General features: G+C 35.9%; 19 protein-coding genes. 4 read left to right on the top strand and 15 right to left on the bottom strand.

The window, feature by feature from the left end; genetic code table 11:
• Positions 1-118: 118 nt before the first annotated feature.
• From ATE49_RS17180 to ATE49_RS17150, 7 genes are all read right to left on the bottom strand, one after another.
• Positions 119-1,318 (bottom strand): PepSY-associated TM helix domain-containing protein, encoded by a 1,200-nt coding sequence (locus tag ATE49_RS17180; protein ID WP_065083087.1) that lies wholly within the window; start codon positions 1,316-1,318, stop codon positions 119-121.
• Between the two features lie 58 nt (positions 1,319-1,376).
• Complete coding sequence (locus ATE49_RS17175; protein WP_065083086.1) at positions 1,377-3,494, bottom strand: TonB-dependent receptor; 2,118 nt, start codon at positions 3,492-3,494, stop codon at positions 1,377-1,379.
• A 13-nt stretch (positions 3,495-3,507) separates the two neighbouring features.
• Positions 3,508-4,704, bottom strand: a complete 1,197-nt coding sequence (locus tag ATE49_RS17170) for a PepSY-associated TM helix domain-containing protein (RefSeq protein WP_065083085.1) — start codon at positions 4,702-4,704, stop codon at positions 3,508-3,510.
• Positions 4,705-4,753: 49 nt separating this feature from the next.
• Positions 4,754-6,907 carry a TonB-dependent siderophore receptor gene (locus ATE49_RS17165; RefSeq protein WP_065083084.1) on the bottom strand — a complete coding sequence of 718 codons (2,154 nt, stop codon included), beginning with the start codon at positions 6,905-6,907 and terminating at the stop codon, positions 4,754-4,756.
• A 255-nt stretch (positions 6,908-7,162) separates the two neighbouring features.
• Entirely contained in the window at positions 7,163-10,234 is a 3,072-nt protein-coding gene (gene secA, locus ATE49_RS17160) for a preprotein translocase subunit SecA (RefSeq protein ID WP_065083083.1), read from the bottom strand.
• A gap of 92 nt (positions 10,235-10,326) precedes the next feature.
• On the bottom strand, positions 10,327-10,548 hold the full coding sequence (locus ATE49_RS17155; RefSeq protein ID WP_002662059.1) for a DUF2795 domain-containing protein: 222 nt from the start codon (positions 10,546-10,548) through the stop codon (positions 10,327-10,329).
• A 66-nt stretch (positions 10,549-10,614) separates the two neighbouring features.
• Positions 10,615-11,649: a GDP-mannose 4,6-dehydratase gene (locus ATE49_RS17150; RefSeq protein WP_065083082.1), complete on the bottom strand. Its 1,035-nt coding sequence runs from the start codon at positions 11,647-11,649 to the stop codon at positions 10,615-10,617.
• 113 nt (positions 11,650-11,762) lie between these two features.
• Here ATE49_RS17150 and ATE49_RS17145 point away from each other — a divergent pair, with 113 nt between their 5' ends.
• Positions 11,763-12,554 carry a DUF2797 domain-containing protein gene (locus ATE49_RS17145; protein WP_059156195.1) on the top strand — a complete coding sequence of 264 codons (792 nt, stop codon included), beginning with the start codon at positions 11,763-11,765 and terminating at the stop codon, positions 12,552-12,554.
• Positions 12,555-12,573: 19 nt separating this feature from the next.
• A complete protein-coding gene (locus ATE49_RS17140; RefSeq protein WP_065083081.1) occupies positions 12,574-14,736 on the top strand; it encodes an AsmA family protein in 2,163 nt (720 codons plus the stop codon).
• On the opposite strand, the gene ATE49_RS17135 is transcribed toward ATE49_RS17140, so the two are convergent.
• From ATE49_RS17135 to ATE49_RS17120, 4 genes are all read right to left on the bottom strand, one after another.
• A complete protein-coding gene (locus ATE49_RS17135) occupies positions 14,733-15,077 on the bottom strand; it encodes a hypothetical protein (RefSeq protein WP_034870840.1) in 345 nt (114 codons plus the stop codon). The genes ATE49_RS17140 and ATE49_RS17135 overlap by 4 nt on opposite strands.
• A 128-nt stretch (positions 15,078-15,205) precedes the next feature.
• Positions 15,206-17,323, bottom strand: coding sequence for a prolyl oligopeptidase family serine peptidase (locus ATE49_RS17130; protein WP_059156193.1), 2,118 nt, complete (start codon positions 17,321-17,323; stop codon positions 15,206-15,208).
• A gap of 48 nt (positions 17,324-17,371) precedes the next feature.
• Complete coding sequence (locus ATE49_RS17125) at positions 17,372-18,061, bottom strand: response regulator transcription factor (protein ID WP_065083080.1); 690 nt, start codon at positions 18,059-18,061, stop codon at positions 17,372-17,374.
• The gene (locus ATE49_RS17120; protein ID WP_065083079.1) at positions 18,048-19,490 is read right to left on the bottom strand and encodes a sensor histidine kinase; all 1,443 of its coding nucleotides are present in this window, start codon (positions 19,488-19,490) and stop codon (positions 18,048-18,050) included. The genes ATE49_RS17125 and ATE49_RS17120 overlap by 14 nt, the downstream gene beginning before the upstream one ends.
• 117 nt (positions 19,491-19,607) lie before the next feature.
• On the opposite strand from ATE49_RS17120, the gene ATE49_RS17115 reads away from it, so the two are divergent.
• Positions 19,608-20,222 (top strand): hypothetical protein, encoded by a 615-nt coding sequence (locus ATE49_RS17115; protein ID WP_065083078.1) that lies wholly within the window; start codon positions 19,608-19,610, stop codon positions 20,220-20,222.
• Positions 20,223-20,254: 32 nt separating this feature from the next.
• On the opposite strand, the gene ATE49_RS20270 is transcribed toward ATE49_RS17115, so the two are convergent.
• From ATE49_RS20270 to ATE49_RS17100, 4 genes are all read right to left on the bottom strand, one after another.
• The gene (locus ATE49_RS20270; RefSeq protein ID WP_155759314.1) at positions 20,255-20,431 is read right to left on the bottom strand and encodes a hypothetical protein; all 177 of its coding nucleotides are present in this window, start codon (positions 20,429-20,431) and stop codon (positions 20,255-20,257) included.
• A 105-nt stretch (positions 20,432-20,536) separates the two neighbouring features.
• A complete protein-coding gene (gene rpmA, locus ATE49_RS17110; protein WP_016199026.1) occupies positions 20,537-20,794 on the bottom strand; it encodes a 50S ribosomal protein L27 in 258 nt (85 codons plus the stop codon).
• A 28-nt stretch (positions 20,795-20,822) separates the two neighbouring features.
• Complete coding sequence (rplU, locus tag ATE49_RS17105; protein ID WP_045182615.1) at positions 20,823-21,221, bottom strand: 50S ribosomal protein L21; 399 nt, start codon at positions 21,219-21,221, stop codon at positions 20,823-20,825.
• A gap of 94 nt (positions 21,222-21,315) precedes the next feature.
• Positions 21,316-23,232, bottom strand: a complete 1,917-nt coding sequence (locus tag ATE49_RS17100; protein WP_065083077.1) for an LTA synthase family protein — start codon at positions 23,230-23,232, stop codon at positions 21,316-21,318.
• A gap of 139 nt (positions 23,233-23,371) precedes the next feature.
• On the opposite strand from ATE49_RS17100, the gene ATE49_RS17095 reads away from it, so the two are divergent.
• Complete coding sequence (locus ATE49_RS17095; protein ID WP_065083076.1) at positions 23,372-23,905, top strand: RNA polymerase sigma factor; 534 nt, start codon at positions 23,372-23,374, stop codon at positions 23,903-23,905.
• The last annotated feature ends 1 nt before the right edge of the window (position 23,906 follow it).

Raw genomic sequence — 23,906 nt, 5'->3', positions numbered from 1 at the left:
TAAGCAGTAAACTGATTGAAAACAGACATATACATTCAGTAAATAATGATCCTATACTGAAATACAGAAGCCGGAACTAAAGTTCCGGCTTCGTCAATTATTATAATCTTTTAAAAATTTAAGCTTTCTTTTTCTTCCTTCTGCCCCACCAGATCATAAATCCGGTTACGGGTAATGATGCACAGACCAGACTCACAATAAAGGCTATAATCTTAGTCGGCAGTCCCAATATAGCTCCTACGTGGATATCATAATTAGCCCCCACAACCTTCTCTCCAAAGTTTTTGTCTTTAGGGTCATGTGTATGAAGCAAGTCACCAGAGTTTTCATCAAAAATAAGGCTGCTGTTTTTATGATAAGAATAGGATAAATGTTTTACATAAACTTCAAAGTTAGCATGTTCATGATCATCCATATGCTCGTGTCCAAGGTCTAATGCAAAACCATAAGACTCAGGGTACTTTTCCTTAACAGTATTAATAATCTTATCCAGTGTTCTGTCTGTTCTCATTTCTACAGGAGCTTTGGTCTTGATATGTGTAAAATCCGGATATTTTGTATTGCCCCCGGAGAAAACAATATAGATCATTGCCTGAACAACGAAAAAAGCATAAAACAACCCTGTAATGGAGAAGATCAAAGCAAATATAGAAGCATAGAAGCCCAGAACATTATGAAGGTCATAATTCTTCCTTTTCCAGCTTTTAATGTTTTTCCATTTAAAAGAAAATCGTTGTTTTCTCGCCGCTTTATTTTTAGGCCACCAAAGGACAATTCCTGTAATTAACATAACCATAAAAATAATCACCGGAATACCTACCACATAAGAACCCCATTCCTGTTTTAGCAGAAAGCTCCAGTGGATCATCTTTACAATATTGAAAAATCCGTTTTTCTCATCATATACTCTTAGAACTTTTCCTGTATAGGGATTTACGTAAGCTTGCTTGTAAACAGGAAATTCATCAAAATAGTTCCATGCCTTCGGATTATGCTCATACCAGAAGAACATGTAAGACTGTTTCTTATCTATCGGGATATTTACCCAGTGAACGGGATATTTTTCTTTCACCTGCTCTACCACCAGCTTTTCCATAACCTTTATCGGAAGGATCTGCTTGTTTTCAATATTCTGTTCGTTATGGTAGATTACATCTTTTCGGGTATAGTTTTCAACCTCATCTTTGAAAACATACAAAGCTCCGGTTATTGAAATAATAAATATGAGAAAGCCAATAGAAAGACCAAACCAAAGGTGCAGCTTTCCAGACCATTTTTTGAAGAATCCCGGCTTCTTTTTATGATGATGTTTTTTCATATCCTGTCAGTGAAAATAAATTCGCCCAAAGATAAGCTTCTTTTTTTATTTAGATTAATTAAAATTTGTATTCAATCATAAAAGTACCTCTCATCCCCATAGAATTGACAAATTCGTTGTCTCGTGCATTCCACCATGCAACGGCTGGCTGGTAAAGCTTATCAAAAAGATTCTCAATACCTAATGACAGTTTCCAGTTCTTATTTACCTCATAGCTGGATTTCAAATTAAAAATGGTGTATTCCGGAACAAAACCTTCACCATATGTAAATTGGCCTGTTTTAGGGTTTGGCTGGAAACGATCCTGCTTAAAGGAATGCATCATGTCCAATCCTACAGAAAGTGCCTGAATTGGTCTAACCTGTACATAAGCTAAAACTTTGGGTGCGGAGATCCTGCTGTTATTAATCTTTGCAGAATAATCGCCATCGTTATTCAGCGATGTAACACCTTCCATCCAGCTGTAGCTGGTACCGAAGTTGATCCATCGGGCTGGTGTAAAGTGCAGGAATCCTTCTACTCCATACACAACTTCCGGTGCTCTGAGTATAGTAAGAGACCTGTCCGGACTTTGTACAAATGTTGCCCCTAGTTTGGAGGTACTTACATAAGACGTAATCTCATAGTTAATCCACTTAGCAAGTTGTCCGGTTGCTCCAAATTCATAATTGTTTACAATAATCGGCTTGGTTTCCAGACTGGCAATTGTACTGGCTGTAGACGTCCTTAATATCCTTCCCAACTCATTAATGGAATAAGCCTGTGAGAAGCTACCAAATAAGTTGATGTAGGGCTGAACATTATAACGTACACCTATATTTCCAACAAGGGCATTATATTCTAAATTTCCACCTTTTACAAATATACTCTTGGTAAAAGTTCCGTCACTTTTAAGTGTAGACAGGGTATTAAAATCCCCCACTTTTACTTTCATATTTTCATAGCGCAACCCTCCTTTTATCGTTAGCTTTTTTAATAAATCAATTTTTATTAATGCAAAGGGCGCTATGTTTGTCATATCCATATCCGGAGTCCAATAACGTCCGTCTTCCAGCTTCTGAACAGTCTGATCATTTAGGATATCTACTCCATAGATGACTTCAGCCTGAGAGTTCGCTGTATTCCATAACTGTGTATCCAGATTTATTCTTGACCCTTTTTTCTTTGAAATTACGTTGGATTGCCCTCCGTTCAGGAAAGTATCACTATAGCCATAAACAGTTCTGAAATCCTGATAATAAAGATTTACATTCAGAGAAGTACCATTGAAAAGGTTTTTGTTATCGTAACTCAATTTATAGTTATGATTTCTAGGTGTTCCTTGTGGGGTTGTCTCCAATCCAAGACCTTTGCCTTCTCCTATAGTTGGAGTAATACCATATTTACCGGTTTTTAATCCCAAATTCAAATCGGATTTTGAGGCATAACCAATATAAGAAGCTTCTATTCGCTGATTTTCATTGATGTTATAACCCAGCTTCAGCATCCCATTATAGTTGTCCATCTTTGCTGTGCTGTAAGAAGGGCTAAGATTTACACCATTGGCATCTTTCATATATCCCGTTCTTTCATAGGCTAATGAAGCAACATAATCGAATTTATCCGATAGTTTACCCGAAAGAAGCTGGCTCGCTCTTACTCCAAGCGTTCCGCCATAAGGTTGTCCTGTAAAACCAACCTGAGAAATTCCGGAAATCTTTTTGTCCGATTTACCTCTTCTCGTGATATAGTTAATGATACCTCCGTCTGCTCCGTTTCCGTAGATGGAAGACGCTCCTTTAATAACTTCTATACGTTCTATTGAAGAGGGATCTATTACCCTGATATCTCTTCCTCCGTTTCTCAACGGTGTCGATTGTGGCACACCATCTATCAGTACCAGCACCTGTCTGCCCCTAAGGGTTTGCCCTGTATTGGAAGTCTGTCCGGCACTAGGCCCTAAACTGGGAACTGTATATTGTAAAATACTTGTAATATCAGAGTTTACAGTTAACTGGGATTGTACCTGTTTTTCTCCTACAATAGTAACAGAACTTGGTACTTCTTTTATATTCTCTTTTTTTCTTGAAGCAGTAAGTATAACCTCGTCTACACTTTTGGTGTTCAGGCTGTCATTTTTTTGCCCAAATATATTGATTGCAGCCAGACAAGCTGCAGTTAGTATTGCCTTATTCATTTTTAATGTGTGCTTATATTTTCTTTTTCTTCTGTTTTCCCCACCATACTAAAAATCCTGTTACAGGTAAAGATGTACATATAAGCCCTGTAATAAACCAGATTATTTTTCCAAACAGTCCAAAATAGGACCCGGTATGAATGTCATAGTTGGCGTTAGAATATTTCTCTGCAGCATTTAGGCTTTCATGAGATTTATTCAGAAGGATTTTCCCTGAATATTTATCAAAAATGATTTGATGCCTTTCGCTGTACCTGCCCTCTTTCTGATAGACCGTTACTGGGATATTTTTCAGTTTCTTTCCTTTCTTATTTTTTCCGCTTAGGGGAATTCTGAAACTTGATGATCCGGGATAATGTAATCTTGTCTGCTGTGCGGTAAGATCATATACAGAACTGTTCTTTATTGTAAGTGAATCCGGTGATTTAATATCTTTCTCTTTTTTGAGCTCTGCGGATCCGGATAGGGCATAATTGAATACATTCTTCACGTACGGATAAGTGAAATAGATTCCGGTGACAGCCATTATTAGCCCAATAAATGAAGCATAGAAGCCTAAAATATTGTGAAGGTCATAGTTTTTGCGTTTCCAGGTTTTCACATTCTTCCAGTCGAAACTAAATCGTCCTTTTCTTGCTTTTTTATTTTTCGGCCACCATAATACAATTCCGGTAATCAGCATAAAAATAAAGAGTACAACAGGAATTCCGATAACATATGGACCCCATTCAGAATTCAATAAAAGACTCCAGTGAAGATATTTCATAAGCATGAAAAAATCGTACTTCTCATTATATACTGCTTGTATATCCCCTGTGTACTGATTCACATAAATCAGTTTATTGACCTTTACCTGACCGAAGTAATTCCATCCTTTCTTGCTCTTCTCATAGTAAGAGAACATATAGGTTTTATTTTTATCTAAAGGGATTTCTACAGCGCTCACAGGATATTTCTCCGGAACATGAGTCATCACCTTTTTACGGAGTACTTCTATGGGCAAGGCCTGTTCCTTTACGGTCTGTGATTTTACATAAATAGCCTCTTTTCGGAGCACGTTCTGTACCTCGTCTTTAAAAACAAATAAAGTCCCCGATAAGGACACTATGAAAACAATAAACCCGACAGATAGTCCCAGCCAAAGATGTAATTTGGCAGACCATATTTTAAAAAATCCAGGCTTCTTTTTATGGTGATGTTTCTTCTTCATTCTAAAAAAAGTTAACCGGCGGGATCCCACCGGTTTAGCTCTTCATTATTTAAAATTTATATCCTATTGATAATCTAAAGTTTCTTGGAGCATTATAGATCCATGCATATTCTCCTGCCCCACCTCTGTATCCACTATAAAGCTTTCTGTTAAGCGTATTGTTCAGCAACAAATTAACATCGAATTTTTTAGCCACATAGGAGATTCCCAAGTTGGTATCAAAATAGTCTGGTAATCTCTGATCGTATTGCGTATTAGATCCAAACCAGGATTGTCTTCCACCTTGATACTGATAACCTGCAGAAAGGCCAAACCCTTTTAAGAATCCATCTCCAAATCTATAACTTAACCAGGTATTCTGAACATTCTTAGCATTCCCCGGAGACTGAACCCCTATCCTTGTTGGATTATTATCTTTAATAGTTTTTGCGTCGGTGTAAGCATAGTTAATTACAACATTCAATCCTTTAAAAATCTCACCTTTAATATCTGCTTCAAACCCTCTGGCTCTTTGTTCACCTGTTGCAATCACAAAAGGCTTCCCATCATTTTGTGTTATATCACCATTTGTTAGGATATTCTTTCTTCTGATCTCATATACTGCAAATGTTGAGTTCCATTTTCCACCAAACCAGTCTTTTTTCAATCCAACTTCAAGGTTTTGACCTCTAAGTGGATCCGTAACTTTAGTTTTTCCAATACCTGTTCCTGACTGTGGGATAAAAGTCTTATCATAAACACCATACACAGAGAAATCTTTCATAATGGAATAACTAATACCAACCCTTGGCGTAAATTCACCTGCTTTATCTGGTACGATAGGTGTGCCAAGGCTAAGATTAGGATAAGCTGCATAGGTTGTACCGCTTGTATATCTTCCTGCCAGAGTAATACGAAGTTTATTATTAAATAACTCTATCTGGTCCTGAGCATAATACGAAGTGTATTTTACGCCTTGATCATTATAAAAATCGGCTTTGGTGTTTAGCGTATAAAAATCGAACGAAGGTAATTTTGATGGGTCTACACCATATTGAACATTATAAATATCAATTGGAAAACTCCCCGGGAATGATGAAAAATCAGCATTGTATTTCCTGTCTCCAAAATCAAATCCTGCAATAATCTTGTGAACAGCATTTCCCGTTTTTAGGCTACCCCTAACATAGGTTTGGAAAATATGGTTTTTTCCGACAGCCTGCCAGTTGCTCAAAGCCCTGTTCAGGATATTCTTATTATCCTTATCAAATGTTCCCCACCATGAACCACCATCATAATTCAAGTCCATATAAGCATACTGAGTGCTCCAAACCCAATCGTTGAATAGTCTCTGATCCAAACTTAAAAATAAACTCTGATCTTTTACCTCAGTTTTTTTAAAGTTAGGATCATTAAAGTTGGTATGTACATTCAGAGATGCATATCCGTCATTAGACATCAGATAAGCCCCGGGCTGTGCAAACTTAAGGTACTGATAGTTATACTGAGCTGTAAAAGTTGTTGTTTTTGTAGGTCTGAAAGTAATGGAAGGTGCTATAATTATCTTGTTGGTTTTATCGTTCTCTACCCAACTTTTATTGGTACTTCCCATAAGATTTAAACGATAGTCCAATACGCCACCTTTCACCAATACGCCATCTAAATCTGCTTCTCCTCTGAAAAGATTGTAACTGCCTGTTGTAAATCTTACACTATTATTAAACCTACCTGTTGGCTTCTTGGTTACGATATTATAAAATCCGGCAGGATCTCCCATAGATCCCATAAAACCAGCAGGACCTTTTACAAATTCTATTCTATCAATAATTGCTGCATCCGGATTAATTGGCCCCCATGTAGACGAAACATTCATTCCGTTCATAAAAGTTGCAATACTAGCTCCTCTCATAAATACATTAGAATAAACATTATCCCAATGCTCTACTTTTCTGGCACCACTTACATTTCTGACAATGCCTTCTGACATATTTAAAGTAATCTGATCAGCCAGAATCTGAGAACTTATGGACTGAACATTCTGAGGGAGTTCTATAATTGGGGTCTGTAATCTTAGTGATCCCGAAACTTCATTTAGCTTATATTTTTGGTAATATTTCCCGCTAATGACTACTTCATCTATATTTTTTGACTTAAGAGAATCTTTTTCCTGCGCAAAAAACAATACAGAACCTAGTAAAGAGGCACATATTAGTGCTTTATTCATGTGTGTAATTTTTTTGCAAATATATTATCTTTAACAATTCTAAATAAATTTTATTTTTCTATCAAATTTCTTTTATTTATTATAAATATAAATAACTTCTGAAATTTGTAATAACAAAAGGTCATCACTAATACGTGAAATACTGATCATATATATAAACCTATCATTTATCATATATTTTAATGTCGTATGTGATATAAAAAAAACCGCCAGCCTGAGGCTGACGGTTTTCAACAATATTTAAATTAAAGATTATTAAGCCGGGATCTCTCCTTTGTAAAGGAAAGAAACAATCTCTTTGTTAATTTTATCTACCATCTCACTAAATAAGAAGAAAGATTCTTGCTTGTAGATTACTAACGGATCTTTTTGTTCGTAAACAGCCCCCTGAGAAGATCTCCTAAGGTCATCCATTTCACGAAGGTGATTCTTCCAGTTTTCGTCGATAATACCTAAAGAAATATTCTTTTCAAAATCTGTAATTAAAGATTCACAGTGTGTCTCATGAGCCTTCTGAAGGTCAGTAACAATAGTCAGAGTTCTGTGACCATCACTGAAAGGAACCTGAATCATTTTGAACATACTACCTTGGTTTTGGTATACATTCTCGATGATAGGGAAAGCCTTCTCTTTCAATAAAGCTAACTTCTGCTTGTAGTCTTCTACAGCTGTATGGTATACTTTATCAATTAGTGCAGGTGCCTGCATATTTTTGAATTCGGATTCAGAAACCGGAGCATCCATTGTAAAGTTTTTAATAATTTCAAATTCAAATTCTTTGAAGTTATTATCTGCCTTTGTTTGGTTAACAATAGATCCTGCTGTTTCGTAGATCATGTTCATAATATCAAACTTCAAATGTTCCCCAAATAAAGCATTTTTTCTACGCTTATAGATAACATCACGTTGTTTGTTCATTACATCATCATACTCCAATAATCTCTTACGAATACCAAAGTTATTCTCTTCCACTTTCTTCTGAGCTCTTTCGATGGAACGGCTGATCATAGAGTGTTGAATCACATCTCCGTCTTTATGCCCCATCTTATCCATCATCTTCGCAATTCTTTCTGAGCCGAAAAGACGCATCAAGTTATCTTCCAAAGAAACATAGAACTGAGAACTACCTGGGTCTCCCTGACGTCCTGCACGACCTCTTAACTGTCTGTCTACACGTCTGGAGTCATGTCTTTCTGTACCAATAATTGCTAAACCGCCCGCATCTTTTACTTCTTTAGAAAGCTTGATATCGGTACCACGTCCTGCCATGTTTGTTGCAATAGTCACAACTCCTGGCTGTCCGGCTCCGGCAACAATTTCAGCTTCTTTTTTGTGAAGCTTAGCATTAAGTACCTGGTGTTGTATTTTTCTTAACTGAAGTGCTTTTGACAATAACTGAGAAATCTCTACTGAAGTTGTACCAACCAGTACAGGTCTTCCGGCAGCTGTAAGCTTCTCAATTTCTTCAATTACCGCATTATATTTCTCACGGTTGGTCTTGTAAACCAAGTCGTGTTTATCATGTCTCTGGATTGGTCTGTTGGTAGGGATTACCACTACATCCAATTTATAGATTTCCCAAAGTTCGCCTGCTTCTGTTTCTGCAGTACCTGTCATCCCCGCAAGTTTGTTGTACATACGGAAATAGTTCTGTAATGTAATCGTTGCAAAGGTTTGGGTTGCCGCTTCAATTTTTACATTTTCTTTTGCTTCAATCGCCTGGTGAAGACCGTCTGAATAACGTCTTCCTTCCATAATACGACCTGTCTGCTCGTCAACGATCTTAACTTCGCCGTCAATTACCACATATTCATCATCTTTTTCGAATAATGAATAAGCTTTTAGTAACTGGCTTAAAGTGTGTACACGTTCAGATTTTACTGCAAAATCACGGTATAATTCTTCTTTAGCAGCAAATTCTTCTTCTTTAAGGAGGTTTTGCTTTTCTAGTTCTGCAATTTCAGTTGCAATATCAGGAAGAACGAAGAAGCTAGGGTCTGAGTTACCCTGAGACATGTATTCTACCCCTTTATCGGTAAGGTCTACCTGATTGTTTTTCTCGTCGATAACGAAATAAAGGTCTTTATCTACCTTTGGCATTTCACGGTTGTTATCTGCCATATATTGCGCTTCAGTCTTCTGTAGAAGCGCTCTGTTTCCTTCCTCAGAAAGGAATTTAATTAATTGTCTGTTCTTTGGCAATCCTCTGAACGCCTGAAGAAGTTTGAATCCTCCTTCTTTTTTGTTTCCGGCTGCGATAAGTTTTTTAGCCTCCCCGAAGATACCAGTAATGGTCTTTTTCTGTACCTCTACAATACGGTCAACACTTGGTTTTAGCAGATCAAATTCCTGTCTGTCTCCTTGTGGAACAGGACCGGAGATAATAAGCGGAGTTCTTGCATCATCCACCAATACAGAGTCTACCTCATCCACAATCGCATAGTTTAGCTCACCCTGAACTAATTCTTCAGGACTGTTTACCATGTTATCTCTCAGGTAGTCAAAACCAAATTCGTTATTGGTTCCGTAGGTAATACTGGATTTATATGCTTTTCTTCTGCTCTCTGAGTTTGGCTGGTGATTGTCGATACAATCTACAGAAAGTCCGTGGAATTCGAAAATAGGAGCCATCCATGCCGAGTCACGTTTTGCAAGGTAATCATTTACCGTTACAACGTGTACACCACGGCCCGGAAGTGCATTAAGGAAAATAGGTAGTGTTCCTACTAATGTTTTACCTTCACCGGTTGCCATCTCGGCAATTTTACCCTGGTGAAGTATCGTTCCTCCGATAAACTGAACATCGTAATGTACCATATCCCACTTCACAGCAGTACCGGCAGCATCCCACTCGCTCTTCCAGATTGCCTGATCCCCTTCTATTACAACAAAATCTTTTGTTGCAGCCAGTTCACGGTCTCTGTCTGATGCAGTTACACGGATCTCACCATTCTGTGCCCATCTTCTTGCAGTTTCTTTCAGCAATGCAAAAGCTTCCGGAAGAATATCTCCTAAAACTTTCTCTTCGTGCTGATATGCAACTTTATTAAGATCTGCTACCTGCCCGTAAAGCGCTTCTTTCTCGTCAACATTATCAGTTGTCTCGATTTTGCTTTGGATATCCTCTATCTGCTTACGCACACTAGCTGCAGCATCCTGAATTTTTTGTTGAAATTCTCTGGTCTTTTCTCTAAGCCCATCATCGGAAAGCTGTCCAATAGCCGGCTCAGTCTTTTTTATCTTCTCTACTACTTTTTTTACTTCCTTCAGGTCTTTTTCATTTTTGTTACCTAAAAAACCCTTGAGAATCGTGTCTAAAAAACCCATTTATATCGCATTTGGCAAATAGCATTTGGCTAATTGCATTAGTTAATCATTAAAAAAAGCCGATAGCTCTATGCAATCAGCCAAACGTTTTATTAATATTCGTCCTCGTTCCAAAGGAAATCCTCATCGGTCGGGTAATCTGACCAAACTTCCTCGATACTTTCATAAATTTCACCTTCATCTTCAATAGCCTGAAGGTTTTCCACAACCTCCATCGGTGCGCCTGTTCTAATAGCATAATCGATTAATTCTGCCTTAGTCATTGGCCATGGTGCATCACTAAGATATGAAGCTAATTCTAATGTCCAGTACATATTTTGAATTTTTTGCAAATGTAAAAAATTAGGTGGGATATTAATTAATTTTCCACCTCTAACTCACTATTTTTTTGTTTTTTTTCTCAAAAACCATTCCACAAATATTTTTATGCCATTTTGGAACTTAGTCTTTGGCTGATAGCCTATTAAAGTTTTTGCTTTCAGGATGTCAGCATTTGTTCTCTGTACATCTCCGGCCTGCATAGGTAAGCGGTGAAGAACAGGAACTGTATTTAACTCTTCTGATAGTATCGAAACCATCTCCTGCAGGGTTATAACATCACTCTCCCCCAGATTTAGTATCTCATAAACACCCTCATGATTATGAAGATAACTAATTGATTTGGTAACACCATCTATAATATCGTCTATAAAGGTATAATCTCTGGCAGTAGTGCCATCTCCGTAAAAAGGAATTTTTTCATTAAGATGCAGTAAATCAGCAAATTTATGAATGGCAAGATCCGGTCTTTGTCTTGGCCCATATACTGTAAAGAAACGCAGCTGGATCATGTCAATTTTATACAGACTATGGTATACATGTCCTAATATTTCGCCACATTTCTTGGTAGCGGCATAAGGAGATATAGGCTCGTCGACAAAATCTGTTTCTGCAAATGGCACCTTATCATTATTACCATAAACACTGGAAGATGAAGCACATACAAACTTACTGATTTCAAAATCTTTACAAAGCTCCCAAAGATTCATGGTACCACGGATGTTCACTTCTTCATATTCAAGAGGTTTTTCGATAGATGGTCGTACCCCCGCTAATGCAGCAAGGTGTATTACCATATCAAAAGAATGCATCTGAAAAATCTTTTCCAGCCCGTCTTTATCCCTGATATCCTGATAGTAAAGCCTATATTGTTCGGACCTTGTTCTGTCAATAAGCTTAGCTATATCTGTAAGCTTATGATCGAATTCAAAAGCACTGTCATCACCTACTGATTCCAGTGTATTTTGAACTTTTATCTGGTAGTCATAGAAATTATCAAAGTTGTCCACATTTATGACAGAATGTCCTTCTCTCAATAATTTTTCCACCAGATGTGATCCTATAAAACCAGATCCTCCTGTTACTAAATAATTCATCTTTTTCCTGTTCCTAACAAAAATAACCTTTTCTATAGACATTTATGTTAATTTCGGAATAAATAAATTTCTGAAATATTACTTACTTTTACATATACATAATTTATATACACATGAAATTCTCCGGACAAATACTAAAAATGATCACTGAAAATGGTAAACCTATACAATATTACCTTAATCTTTCGGGTGATTTGATTAGTATGAATCAGCTTTTTGATAAAGAAATAAGCATAAAGCATATCGGATATCAGTGTGTTTCCTGCGGGCAGGATCTACCTATTTTCCGTATGGGATTCTGTAAAAAATGTTTTTTTGAAAGTCCCTATGCCAGTGAAACGATCCTCCGCCCTGAATTATCAACAGCTCATTTAGGTATTGAAGAGAGAGATCTGGAAGTTGAAAAAGAAATTCAGTTAGTTCCTCATGTTGTGTATCTGGCATATACAGGGGATGTAAAAGTTGGTGTAACAAGGGAAACTCAGGTTCCGACACGATGGATTGATCAAGGTGCTACATTTGCTCTTCCTATTGCAAGAACTGACAACCGATATGAAGCAGGAGTTATAGAAGTAGAGATGAAAAATCACCTTGCTGATAAGACCAACTGGAAAAAAATGCTACAAACACTGGAATCAGACGTTGACCTTGCTGATTTCCGTGAAAAAATAAAAGAGTATTTCCCAAAAGATTCGCAAAAGTTCTATTCTTCTGATGAAGAAATCTGGAGACTGGATTATCCATATGAAGCACCTAATGATATAAAAGTATTTACATTGGATAAGAAACCTGAATTTACAGGAGTACTAAAAGGTATAAAAGGCCAATATCTATACTTTGATGGTGGAAACTTCATCAACGTACGAAGCCATGAAGGCTATGTAATAGATTTTTCGGCCGGATAAACGAAAACACAATACACGGATGAAATTAAAGTACAAAAGATTTTTAAAAATATTTGCTTTTGGTATCGGCATATTAGCGATTCTTTCTTTTGCTGCTTCTTATGGATTCAATTACTGGCTAAAAAACAATCTGCCGGAGATCATTAAAAAGAGATCTCCATATAATATTACATACCAGCACCTGGATGTAGATATTAAAACAGGAAATATAACCGCGAAAAAGATTAATATTTCCAATAAAAATCCGAATAATCAAAATGAAATTGGCTTAGACGGAAGTATCGGGGAACTAAAAATAAGCAGCCTCGGAATATGGGACGCTTTATACAATAAAGTAATCAATACTGACGATGTCACATTTGTACAGCCGAAATTAAGAGTTGTGCTGGCGAAGCCAAAAGATGAGAAGGCAGGCAATAATAGTAAACAGCCTATACTTTTTAAAAACATCCATGTACAGAATGGCGATATTGATATTTTGAAGTTCAATAAAGATTCTCTTATTACAGTAAAGAATCTGAATCTTGAGCTAACAAACTTCAGAATGACAGAAAAGGAGGTAAAACAAAAACTTCCTGTCGTTTTTGACTCCTACTCTATTTCCGGAGAGGATTTCATCTACCGTGACGAAAATATTTATGATTATAAAGCGAAAAGAATTGCTACTGAAAATGGACAGATGAGTATTAAAGGTTTTGAAATGAAACCTTTACTCACCCAGCAGAAGTTTGCCCAAAAATATCCCAATAAAACAAATCTGTTCGCTGTTACTTCCAGAGAAATGACCTTTAAGGATGTTGTTTTTAAGGATAATAAAATCTCATTGGCAGAAGTAAAGTTTGACAGCCCTGACATCAGAATCATGTCAACTAATGGGAAGAGTCCTAAATCTCAGAAAAATTTCTCTTATGATATTGAATTGGATAACATTTCTCTAAAAAATGGAAATATCCTAATGCTGAAACCAGACGGGAGCCAACATTTCCAGTTAAAAAGAGTTTCTGCCAATATGAATAAAATCCTGATGAACGAGGAAACATCAAAAGGAGAAATCCCATTTAAATATGGCGCCTATAGCTTTAAGACACACGATTTCAACTATAATCCTGGCAAATACTACAAGCTCTCATTATCATCTCTTGTTCTGGACAATCATAAAATTACTGTTTCGGATTTCAGCTTTCTTCCGACCATGAACAGAACTCAGTTCAATAAATCAATTCCGGTGCAGGAAGACTTGTATACTGTAAAGATTCCTAAAATAGAACTCGTCGGATATAAAGTTTCAAATCTAAACAACCATTTGCAGGTAGAAGTCAACAATCTGAATGTATATCAGATGTACATGAATATTTTCAGCAGTAACCTGCCACCACCAGATCCTACTCCAAGAACTTTTTTTTCAGAAAAATTCAGAAAAATTAAATTTCCGTTGACTATACACCATACGAAAGTAATCAATAGCCTTCTGGAATATGAGGAGACAGACCAAGGAGCCTTAGCTCCGGGAAAACTTTCTTTTGCGAACCTTAATGTTGGTATTGAAAATATAAATACAGCCAAATTAAAAGGAAAGAATACTATGGTTACCGTAAACGGGAAAACCAGCTTCTTCGGAACTTCTCCAACTACAGTTTTGTGGACTTTTGATGTTGAAAACATGCAAGATGCTTTTAACTTCAAAGCCAATATCATCAATCTGGATGCCTCCCGAGTTAATGATTTTATAAGACCCTATCTGCATGTAAGCACCAGTGGGATGATTAATAGTGTCGATTTTGATTTCAAGGGGAACAAATATGGTATAAAAGGTCCTTTCCTGATGACAAATACCAATCTGAAAGTAGAATTTCTGGATGAGAAAAATCAGAAAAAGAAAAAATTCCTAAGCTTTCTGACCAACTGGTTTATAAAAAATAATACCGGTAATACCCCAAAACAAATTGATGTGGATTATACCAGAGCCGAAAAAAGATCTCTTTTCAATTTATTGTGGCGCGGTATAGAAACCGGATTAAAAGGCTCGTTGATTGGTGATACCTCCAAAATTGAAAAGACAGTAGATGACATCAAAGAAAAAAAGGAAAAAATAAAGCAAAAGATTGACGCCCGAAAACAAAATAATCAGGCTAAAAAAGGACTTTTTAACGGCCTCTTTAAAAAGAAAGAAACAACAGACTAGATACTCAGATTTCTACCTTCTCTCTCATCTACAGCAATCCCTGTAAGAAAGTTATTAAATTCTGATCCGGCATAGTTGCTTTCAGCACCATATGAATCTATAATATATGCCTTTTGCCCTGTAGTATCTTCTACTAAATAAAGCACGGCATTATCAGACGGATTCGAATCACCTTCGAAACGATAAACTTTAATAATTGTAAGATCTTCCGGTTGGTACTCTTTATCGGAATTCTGAAGAACAAATTTTTTATTTTCATTCATTTGAATTTCCTTATCTACACCTCTTCTTTTCAAGGTATTCATTACCTGTACCAGAGTTGTCATGTCATTATTTTCCATTGTCTGTAATTTAGTCTACTAAAGTTATGCATTTCCAGACAAATAAGGCTTATCCGTTCTCTTTTTAACATAATAAAAAACAGACAAGCTTTTGGCCTGTCTGTTTATATCTAAATTGAAAACAAATTCTATTTCAGGTTTTTAATACCCATTTCATACAGTGCAAATGAAAGCAGATCTGCATTCTCTGCAACAACCTGCTCGGTAGAACGTCCCGCTCCGTGCCCCGCATTCGTCTCAATACGGATAAGAACTGGGTTCTTACAAGCCTGTTTTGCCTGTAATTCAGCTCCAAATTTAAATGAATGCGCAGGAACAACTCTGTCATCGTGATCACTCGTAATTACCATTGTAGAAGGGTAACATGTACCTGCTTTTACATTATGTACTGGTGAATAAGATTTCAGGTACTCAAACATTTCCTTACTGTCTTCAGCTGTACCGTAATCATATGCCCATCCGGCACCAGCTGTAAATTTATTATAACGCAGCATATCCAGTACACCAACACCAGGGAAAGCTACTTTAGCTAAATCAGGGCGCATTGTCATTGTAGCACCAACAAGCAATCCCCCATTTGAACGTCCTGAAAGCGCCATATAATCTTTGGAAGTATAACCATTCTTCTGTAAATATTCCCCTGCAGCAATGAAGTCATTAAAAACATTTTTCTTTTGCTGTTTGGTTCCGGCATCATGCCATTTTTTTCCGTATTCACCGCCACCACGGATATTCGGAACAGCATAAATCCCTCCATTCTCCATCCAGATGGCATTTACAACAGAGAATGCAGGTTGCAGGCTGATATTAAATCCTCCGTAGCTATACAATATTGTAGGATTCTTTCCGTCTTTTTTCAGTCCTTTTTTATAACTGATCATCATCGGAATTTTAGTTCCGTCTGCAGACGTATAGAATACCTGCTCAGAAACATAGTTTTCAGGATTGAATTTCACTTTTGGTTTTTGGTATACCTCGGATTTTCCTGAATCTACATTAAATTTAAAGATCGTTGGAGGCGTAATATAGTTGGTAAATGAATAATACAGTTCTTTCTCTGTTTTCTCACCACCAAAACCACCAGCAGTACCATTACCCGGAAGTTTAATTTCCCTAACCAGCTTTCCTGTTTTATCATATTGCTTAATCTGACTCAGTGCATCCTTCATATAGGTTGCAAAGAAGTAACCTCCGCCTGAGTTCACACGCATAGGCTCAGATGTTTCAGCAATAACATCCTTCCAGGTTTCCGGTTTCGGATTTTGAATCGTTGTTTTTACCATGCGCATATTCGGCGCATTTTTATCCGTATGCAGGAACAATGTATCTCCATCTGTATCAACCAAACCTACATTGCTGTCAAAACCTGTAACAATTGGGATAAAATCTGTTTTATTCTTAAGGTCTTTAATATACAGTTCGTTGCCGTTGGTTGCATTAGCTGCAGAAATAACAAGATACCTCTGATCATCTGTTACATAACCACTTAAGTATCTTCTTGGGAATTTATCACCGCCAATAATCAACTCATCTTGAGACTGTTTTGTTCCAAGCTTATGAAAATATACCTTGTGCTTATCTGTCATTCCGGAAAGCACACTTCCATCTTTTGGTTTATCATAGCTGGAATAGAAGAAACCTTCATCTCCTAACCAGGATATACCACTAAATTTCACATCAAGAAGCGTTTCGTCGATCTGCTTTTTAGTTTCTGCATCCAGAATAATAATCTTATTCCAGTCAGATCCCCCTTCAGAGATACTGTAGGCTACTAGCGTGCCCTTTTTGTTGAATGAAAGACTTGCTAAAGAGGTTGTTCCCTTATCAGAAAACTTATTGGGATCTAAAAATACATCTGTCTTACCAGCAGCATCCTTTCTGTATAATACTGATTGAGCCTGCAGACCATCATTTTTATAGAAATAAGTGTATTTACCTTTCTTAAACGGAGCTGAAATCTTTTCATAATTCCAGATATCTAAAAGTTGTTTTTTAAGCTGCTCACGGAAAGGAATCTGCGCAAGATAATCCTGCGTAAATTTCACCTCCTGTTGTACCCATGCTTTGGTATCTTCGGCTCTGTCATCTTCCAGCCAACGGTATGGGTCTGCTACCTGATTACCAAAATAGGTATCGGTATGATTTACTTTCTTTGTTTCGGGATACTTCAATGAGTTAGAATTTTGTGCTGAAACAGCCGCAAAAGCAAAAGCTGCAACTGCCACAGATAGTTTTTTATACTTCATAGAATTGGTTTTACCAAAAATAGGGAAGTTTTCTTAATTCTAAGAATTCTAATTAAATCTATTTTCTTTGATTAGCAACTTATATCCGAATCCGCGCACATTAATGATTTCAACATTATTATCAAGACTTAATTTCTTGCGTAATTTAGTAATATAGACATCCAAGTTCCGGCTGGTAAAAAAGTTATCATCTCCCCATAATTCCTTTAGAACTTTTATTTTACTCAGAAGTTCATTTTTATGAAAAAATAACCTTTTCAAGAGTTCTGCTTCTTTATATGAAAGTTTTATAATTTGATGATTTTCAAAGATAAGTTCCTGTCTGTGATTATCAAAAAGATAAGCTCCAATTTTCATCTGTTCGGAGTCCGTTTTATTTCTTTTCAATAGCTCCTTCACCCTTAAATGCAATTCATCTATACTGAAGGGCTTTCTAAGGTAATCATTAGCCCCTGCTTCATATCCTTTTACCAGATCTTTAGTTTCGGATAATGCTGTGAGAAATATTACAGGAATTTCGGGATAGTTTTTCTTTACCTCTTTCGCTACACTCCATCCATCTTTTCCGGGCATCATAACATCCAAAATACATAAATCCGTCTGTTTATTAATATGTTTCAGTGATTCTATGCCATTTGTTACCCACACAACCTCATAATTGAGTCTATCAAGACTCTCTTTAATCAGTTTTCCCAAGGTAATATCATCTTCAGCCAAAAGTAATCTATGCTTTTGCATAAGGTAAAATAATTTTAAAAATTGTTCCTTGTGGGTCAGCATCCAGGATTTCTATTGATGCTTTATGTAACTCTATTACATATTTTACATAGCTAAGTCCTATTCCAAATCCTTTTGTTTCGTATATATAACCAGATTCTTTAGGGACTCTGAAAAATCTTTTGAACACCTTTTTTTTATATTGATCTTCAATGCCTTCTCCATTATCTTCTAATGTTATTTCTATTGTCTTTTTTATATTTCTGGATCTTATAATAATTCTTGGGGTTTCATTTTTATTATATTTAATCGCATTTTCAATAAGGTTATTAAGTGCGTTTTCAAAATGTTTGACATTAATAAATATTTTTACAGGATTAATTTCTATAACATCAATTACGACTCTTTCATTTTCGAATCTATTTTTTAATCTTATTAGTATATCACTCAGATCATATTCTTCAACAAAAAAACGGGTTTTATTTAAACTCAATTCATTCAATACATCATGTGTAAAAGAAGAAAGCTCTTTTGTTTTATCTAGTATAATATTTATATATTCTCTTCTTTCTCTTTCACCCTGTAAATGATCCCGCATACCCTCTGCCGCTATCTGGATTGAGCTTACAGGAGTTCTTAGTTCATGAGACAGGTGTTGCATGAGCTGGTCTTTCTCCTTACCAAGCCGCTCTTGACTTAAAAGTAGTTTTGTCAGGTAAACACTACTTATCAGAACAACACAAACCAGCAAAAAGGAGCCTAATATTGTCCATATTTGCTGACGAAGAAAATACTTCATAGGATTGGGAAAAGCCGCATAGACATTCATTATATTTTTTACACGGGGCTCTACCTCATAAGTATGGGTGGTCACTTCTCCTCTATTGGGTTTATTAAATACAAAAAATTCATTAATCCCTTTTTGCTTCAATATATTCAGGTAGTTTTCCTGAACTTTATTTAGTGTTATAACATTTATTTCAAACTGATTATCAATAAAGTCTCCAACTAATGGCGTGTAATACCATGTATAATATTCTTTTAAATCATCATCCACATTTTTTAAAAAACGTGGAATAAAAATATCTTTTTCTTTTCCTTTTAAATCTTCATTATCTAAATTCAGATTCTGAAAACTCATAGTTAGGCGATCATGATTCTTAATTTTAGGAGAGCGCTCTATTAAAGAAAATTTTAGTGGTTCTTTTTTTTCAACAATAATTTTAAAGTACTTTGGATTTTCAAGATAGTATTTTAAATTTCTGAGCATTGTTTGTCGTTTCTGATCTCTGGACAGCTGAATAGCCTCTTTTAAAGATTCGTCAGCTGTTCTGGTAAAAACTGTCGTCTCTGTTCTATAGAGATTGTAGTTATACAGAAACTGCAAACCCGTCACAGTTAGCAATAAGCCAACTACCAATGTAACTGCTATTTTAATTTTCAGATTCACGTTTCAAAATAAATACTTTTCTCTTTGGAAATAAAATTTCATTAACACTAATTAACGCTAATTTTCAGTAAATAACCATCATAGTTATTACCACAAGGTACTTTTACATAAAAAAATATGAAAAAGATTACATTTTATTTTTTAGCACTAATAGCACATTCTACATTTGGACAAACAGCAAAAGTATCATCCGAATACGGCAGCAAGGATCCAGTTATTAACCAACTAATGGATTTTCAGGACATTACATCAATTACTTTAACACTTCAGGCTAAAGAACTTATTGGCAAATACTCTTTAGTAAAAATAAAAGAGTTTACTAATGGGAAACTTTCAAAAACAGAAAATCTTATTTCTCCCGAAGAAGGGCTTGCAATACAATCAACACCTTTTACACTACGTTTATTTACTGAAACTGATAAAAAAAATAATATTCTGAATATAGCTTTCAGAGCAAACCATTTTGGAACACCTAAAAAAGAATTTTTACTTAAAGAAAACAAATATTCTTATGTTCTACACGATTTGATAAGCGCGCAAAAAATCAAAAACCTGGATTTGAGAAAAGAAACTCCGATTTTCATTATTATGACACCTTATGTACAATCAGATGGATCAGCTTCTTATTGTGAAGTCTCCGGATCAGAAATTTCCCCGGATCAATTAGGCAGGAAATATAATATTCCTCATTACTTCATTATTACTCTTCAATTTTTAGAACAAATAAAATGACAAAAAACCTCAGTAAATACTGAGGTTTTAATTTATTGACAAGATGTTTCACATGACAAAGGAATCTGAGGATTGTTATAACATACATCTACTCCGTTATATTTGCGCTGAATATCACAATATTCATCACAATTCATTGGTGGATTGATAATTACTTCACAGGCGCCCCCCTTGATAGACTTCAGTCCTTTTTTAGATAACTTTTTCATAATGTAATATTTATAAGGTTTTGGTTTTACTAATATAACATTATTTAATAAAAAACAAAAAACCCCAACGAAAGTTGGGGTTTTAATTTTTATAAAACGCTAAAATTAAGCGTCTGGTGCTACAGATACATAAGATCTGTTATCTCTCTTTTTAGTAAATACTACTTTACCATCTACTAGAGCGAAAAGCGTGTGATCTTTACCGATACCTACGTTTTCTCCAGCGTGGTGCTGAGTACCTCTTTGTCTAACAATGATGTTACCCGCGATAGCTTCTTGACCACCGAAAATTTTAACACCTAGTCTTTTAGAGTGTGATTCTCTACCGTTTTTGGAGCTACCTACCCCTTTCTTGTGTGCCATTTTATTTTAACTTTTTTCGGGTTAAATATTATTCTCCTGCAGCTTCTTCAGATGTTTCTTCTGCAGCTTTTTTAGTTGTCTTTTTAGCAGCAGCTTTTTTAGCTGGCTTTGCTCCGTCAAATCCTGTGATTGAAGTAATCTGGATTTGAGTTAATTGTTGTCTGTGACCGTTTTTAACTTGGTAACCTTTTCTTCTTTTCTTTTTGAAAACGATTACTTTATCAGCCTGAACATGATCAATAATCTCCGCTTCTACAGCGATTCCTTCTACAGCTGGGGCGCCCACAGTGATTGCTCCGTTAACAGTTAAAAGAACTTTGTCAAAAGAAACTTTGTTTCCTTTATCTCCTTTCAAACGGTTAACATACAATTTTTGGTCTTGCTCAACTTTGTATTGAAGCCCTGCTATCTCTACGATTGCAAACATTGTATATATTTTTTATAATTATTCGAGGTGCAAAGATATTTATTTTTTTGCAATTAGCAATATGTTTATCAACATTTTTTGCGCACAAAATCAATTAGTTCAGTTTCTTATCTACTATTCTGTGGAAATAATCTTGCAGGAATGCTTTACACTGCAGCTCTAATTGATTCATCTCTGAATTTCGCTGACCGATGAGATTGTTTTTCAGCCCCTTATCATTCTTGTCATAAAAACCTAAAGTTTTATGTCCATCGAAAACACAAATATAATTTCCGGATGCATAACGGTATGTATTATCCATATAGTTTACAGTAAACGGTAACTGATTTTTATCTCCGAATAAACTTACCCCCCAGCTTCTGAAAGGTTTCTGATAGCCTATCATATCCAGAACTGTCGGATAGATATCTATCTGCTGAGCCCATTCATCATTTACCCCTTGCAAACTTCCATCCGGTTTATAAATAATAATCGGCACAGCCTGCTTGTTCATACCTTCCTGATATTCTTTATAATAACTCTGATTATCGTGGTCAGCTGTCAGAATAAAAATAGTATTCTTATACCACGGCTCTTTTGACGCAGATTCAAAGAACTTTTTCAATGCATAATCTGTATAACCAACAACCTGGTGCATCTGTACTTTACCCATCGGGAATTTTCCTTTAAATTTAGCTGGTACCTGGAAAGGTTCATGTGAAGTAACAGAGAATATTGTCGACATAAAAGGTCCTTTTTTCTGAGTAAGCGTCTTATTCATATACTGAAAGAAAGGTTCGTCCCAGATCCCCCAGACTCCGTCGAAATCCGCATCGTTATTATATTCTGTTTTACCATAATAATGCTTGAAGCCAAGAATATTTCCAAAGCCTAAGAATCCCATAGATCCGTTTGGAGCACCGTGAAAGAAAGAAGTATCATAACCTTCACCGTTTAAAATGGAAACCAAAGACTGTATCGTCTGATTAGGATAAGGAGAAGATGTAAATGCATCTTTAAATGACGGAATGCCAGACAGAACGGAAGACATCCCGTGAATAGATTTATAACCATTGGCATAGGCATTGGTAAAAATCATACTCTTCTGTGATAATGAATCTAAAAACGGTGTATAGCTTACATAATCTTTGATTCCGCTATTCTTATTAAAGGCACCAATATATTCCCGAGAATAACTTTCCAGAATAAAGATCACAATATTAGGTTTGGAGGGAGCATTATTCTCATACTGCTTTACAGGATGAGCCAATTTATCTGCCTCTTCCTGTGGCATAAAGGTGAGCTTCTTGAAAGATGTTGTACCAATTGTTCTGATGATACAAAATGGCGTATTAAGAACCACATTGGCCTGTACATATTTATCTACAAATTTATTGGCATCTACCAGATTAATAGGTCTTGTACTCTTCTTGAAATCGCCTCTGATTCCACCTACTGCCAAAACAGTGATGATACAAATACCTATAACTGATGTTAGCACATACATTCCTTTATGTTCATATATCTTTTCCTTTACTTTAACTCTCGTATAGAGGAAAATCCATAGAAATGCACATGCAAAATATAATAAAAATACGTACCAGTAATTTATAAGAAAGTCTGCAAAAAGCTTTCCTTTATTCGACTCATGCTGAACACTTTCCAATATGTTAACTGCACTTCTGCTGAAAGTAAATTTATAGTAAATAAAGTCTACGAAATTGAACGATATTGCCACAAGGTTACAGACAAAATAAAGAATCATCAGAAATTTCTGATATCCCTTTTTTGTATTTATAAACAATGGTAAAATCGAAAATAGAATAAACAGCGCATTGGTATATAAAATTGCTGTAGTATCGAATGCTATCCCATGAAAACAAAGTTTCAGCAGTTCTCCAACTGAATCAATTTTTAAAAGATCCCAATTGAAAACGGCAAACAAAACTCTGGTTACAAAATAAAAGAAGTAGGCTAAAAATAAGCGATATGCTAAAGCCAGATATTCATTTTTTCTAAAATTCCTGATCATTTTTAGTAAATAGAGAATGACAAAATTAGCAAATAATTCATACTGAAAAGCATAACACTGTTTTTTAAAAGATAAAACTTAGTTATCTTTTCCAACCTTTTGAAAAGAAACAGAGTCTTTATCAATAGAAACCACCAAAATGAACGAGGAAATTCTACAACAATGTATCGGTAACGATCGTATCGCACAGCGAAAGCTGTATGACGCCTACTATCCGAAGCTGCATTTTGTCTGCAAAAGATACCTGAAGTCTCAGGAAGACATAGAAGAAGTTTTGGCTGATGCCTTCTTCAGTATCTTTTCCAAATTGCCGCAGCTGAAGGAAATTTTGGCATTTGATGCCTGGGCAAGAAGGATTACGATCAATCAATGTCTCAGTTTTCTGCGCAGAAAAGAGCTGGCCTCCATCTCTATTGATGAGTTTGAACTCAATATACCGGATCCCGTTATACAGGACTTTCCGTATAATGAAGAAGAATTATTACGCTTAATGGACACTCTTCCGACAGGAAGCAAGACCATTTTCAATCTGTATGCTATTGAAGGCTATTCTCATAAAGAGATTGCTGAGCAACTGGGGATAAGTGAAGGAACTTCCAAGTCTCAGCTAAACTTTGCAAAAAACAAGCTACAGAAATTGGTACATCAGTTTTACTTTTCAAAAACCAACTAAA

Source organism: Elizabethkingia miricola, from assembly GCF_001675285.1.
Classification (GTDB): Bacteria; Bacteroidota; Bacteroidia; order Flavobacteriales; family Weeksellaceae; genus Elizabethkingia; species Elizabethkingia miricola.
This window is presented reverse-complemented; position numbering and strand designations above follow the sequence as displayed.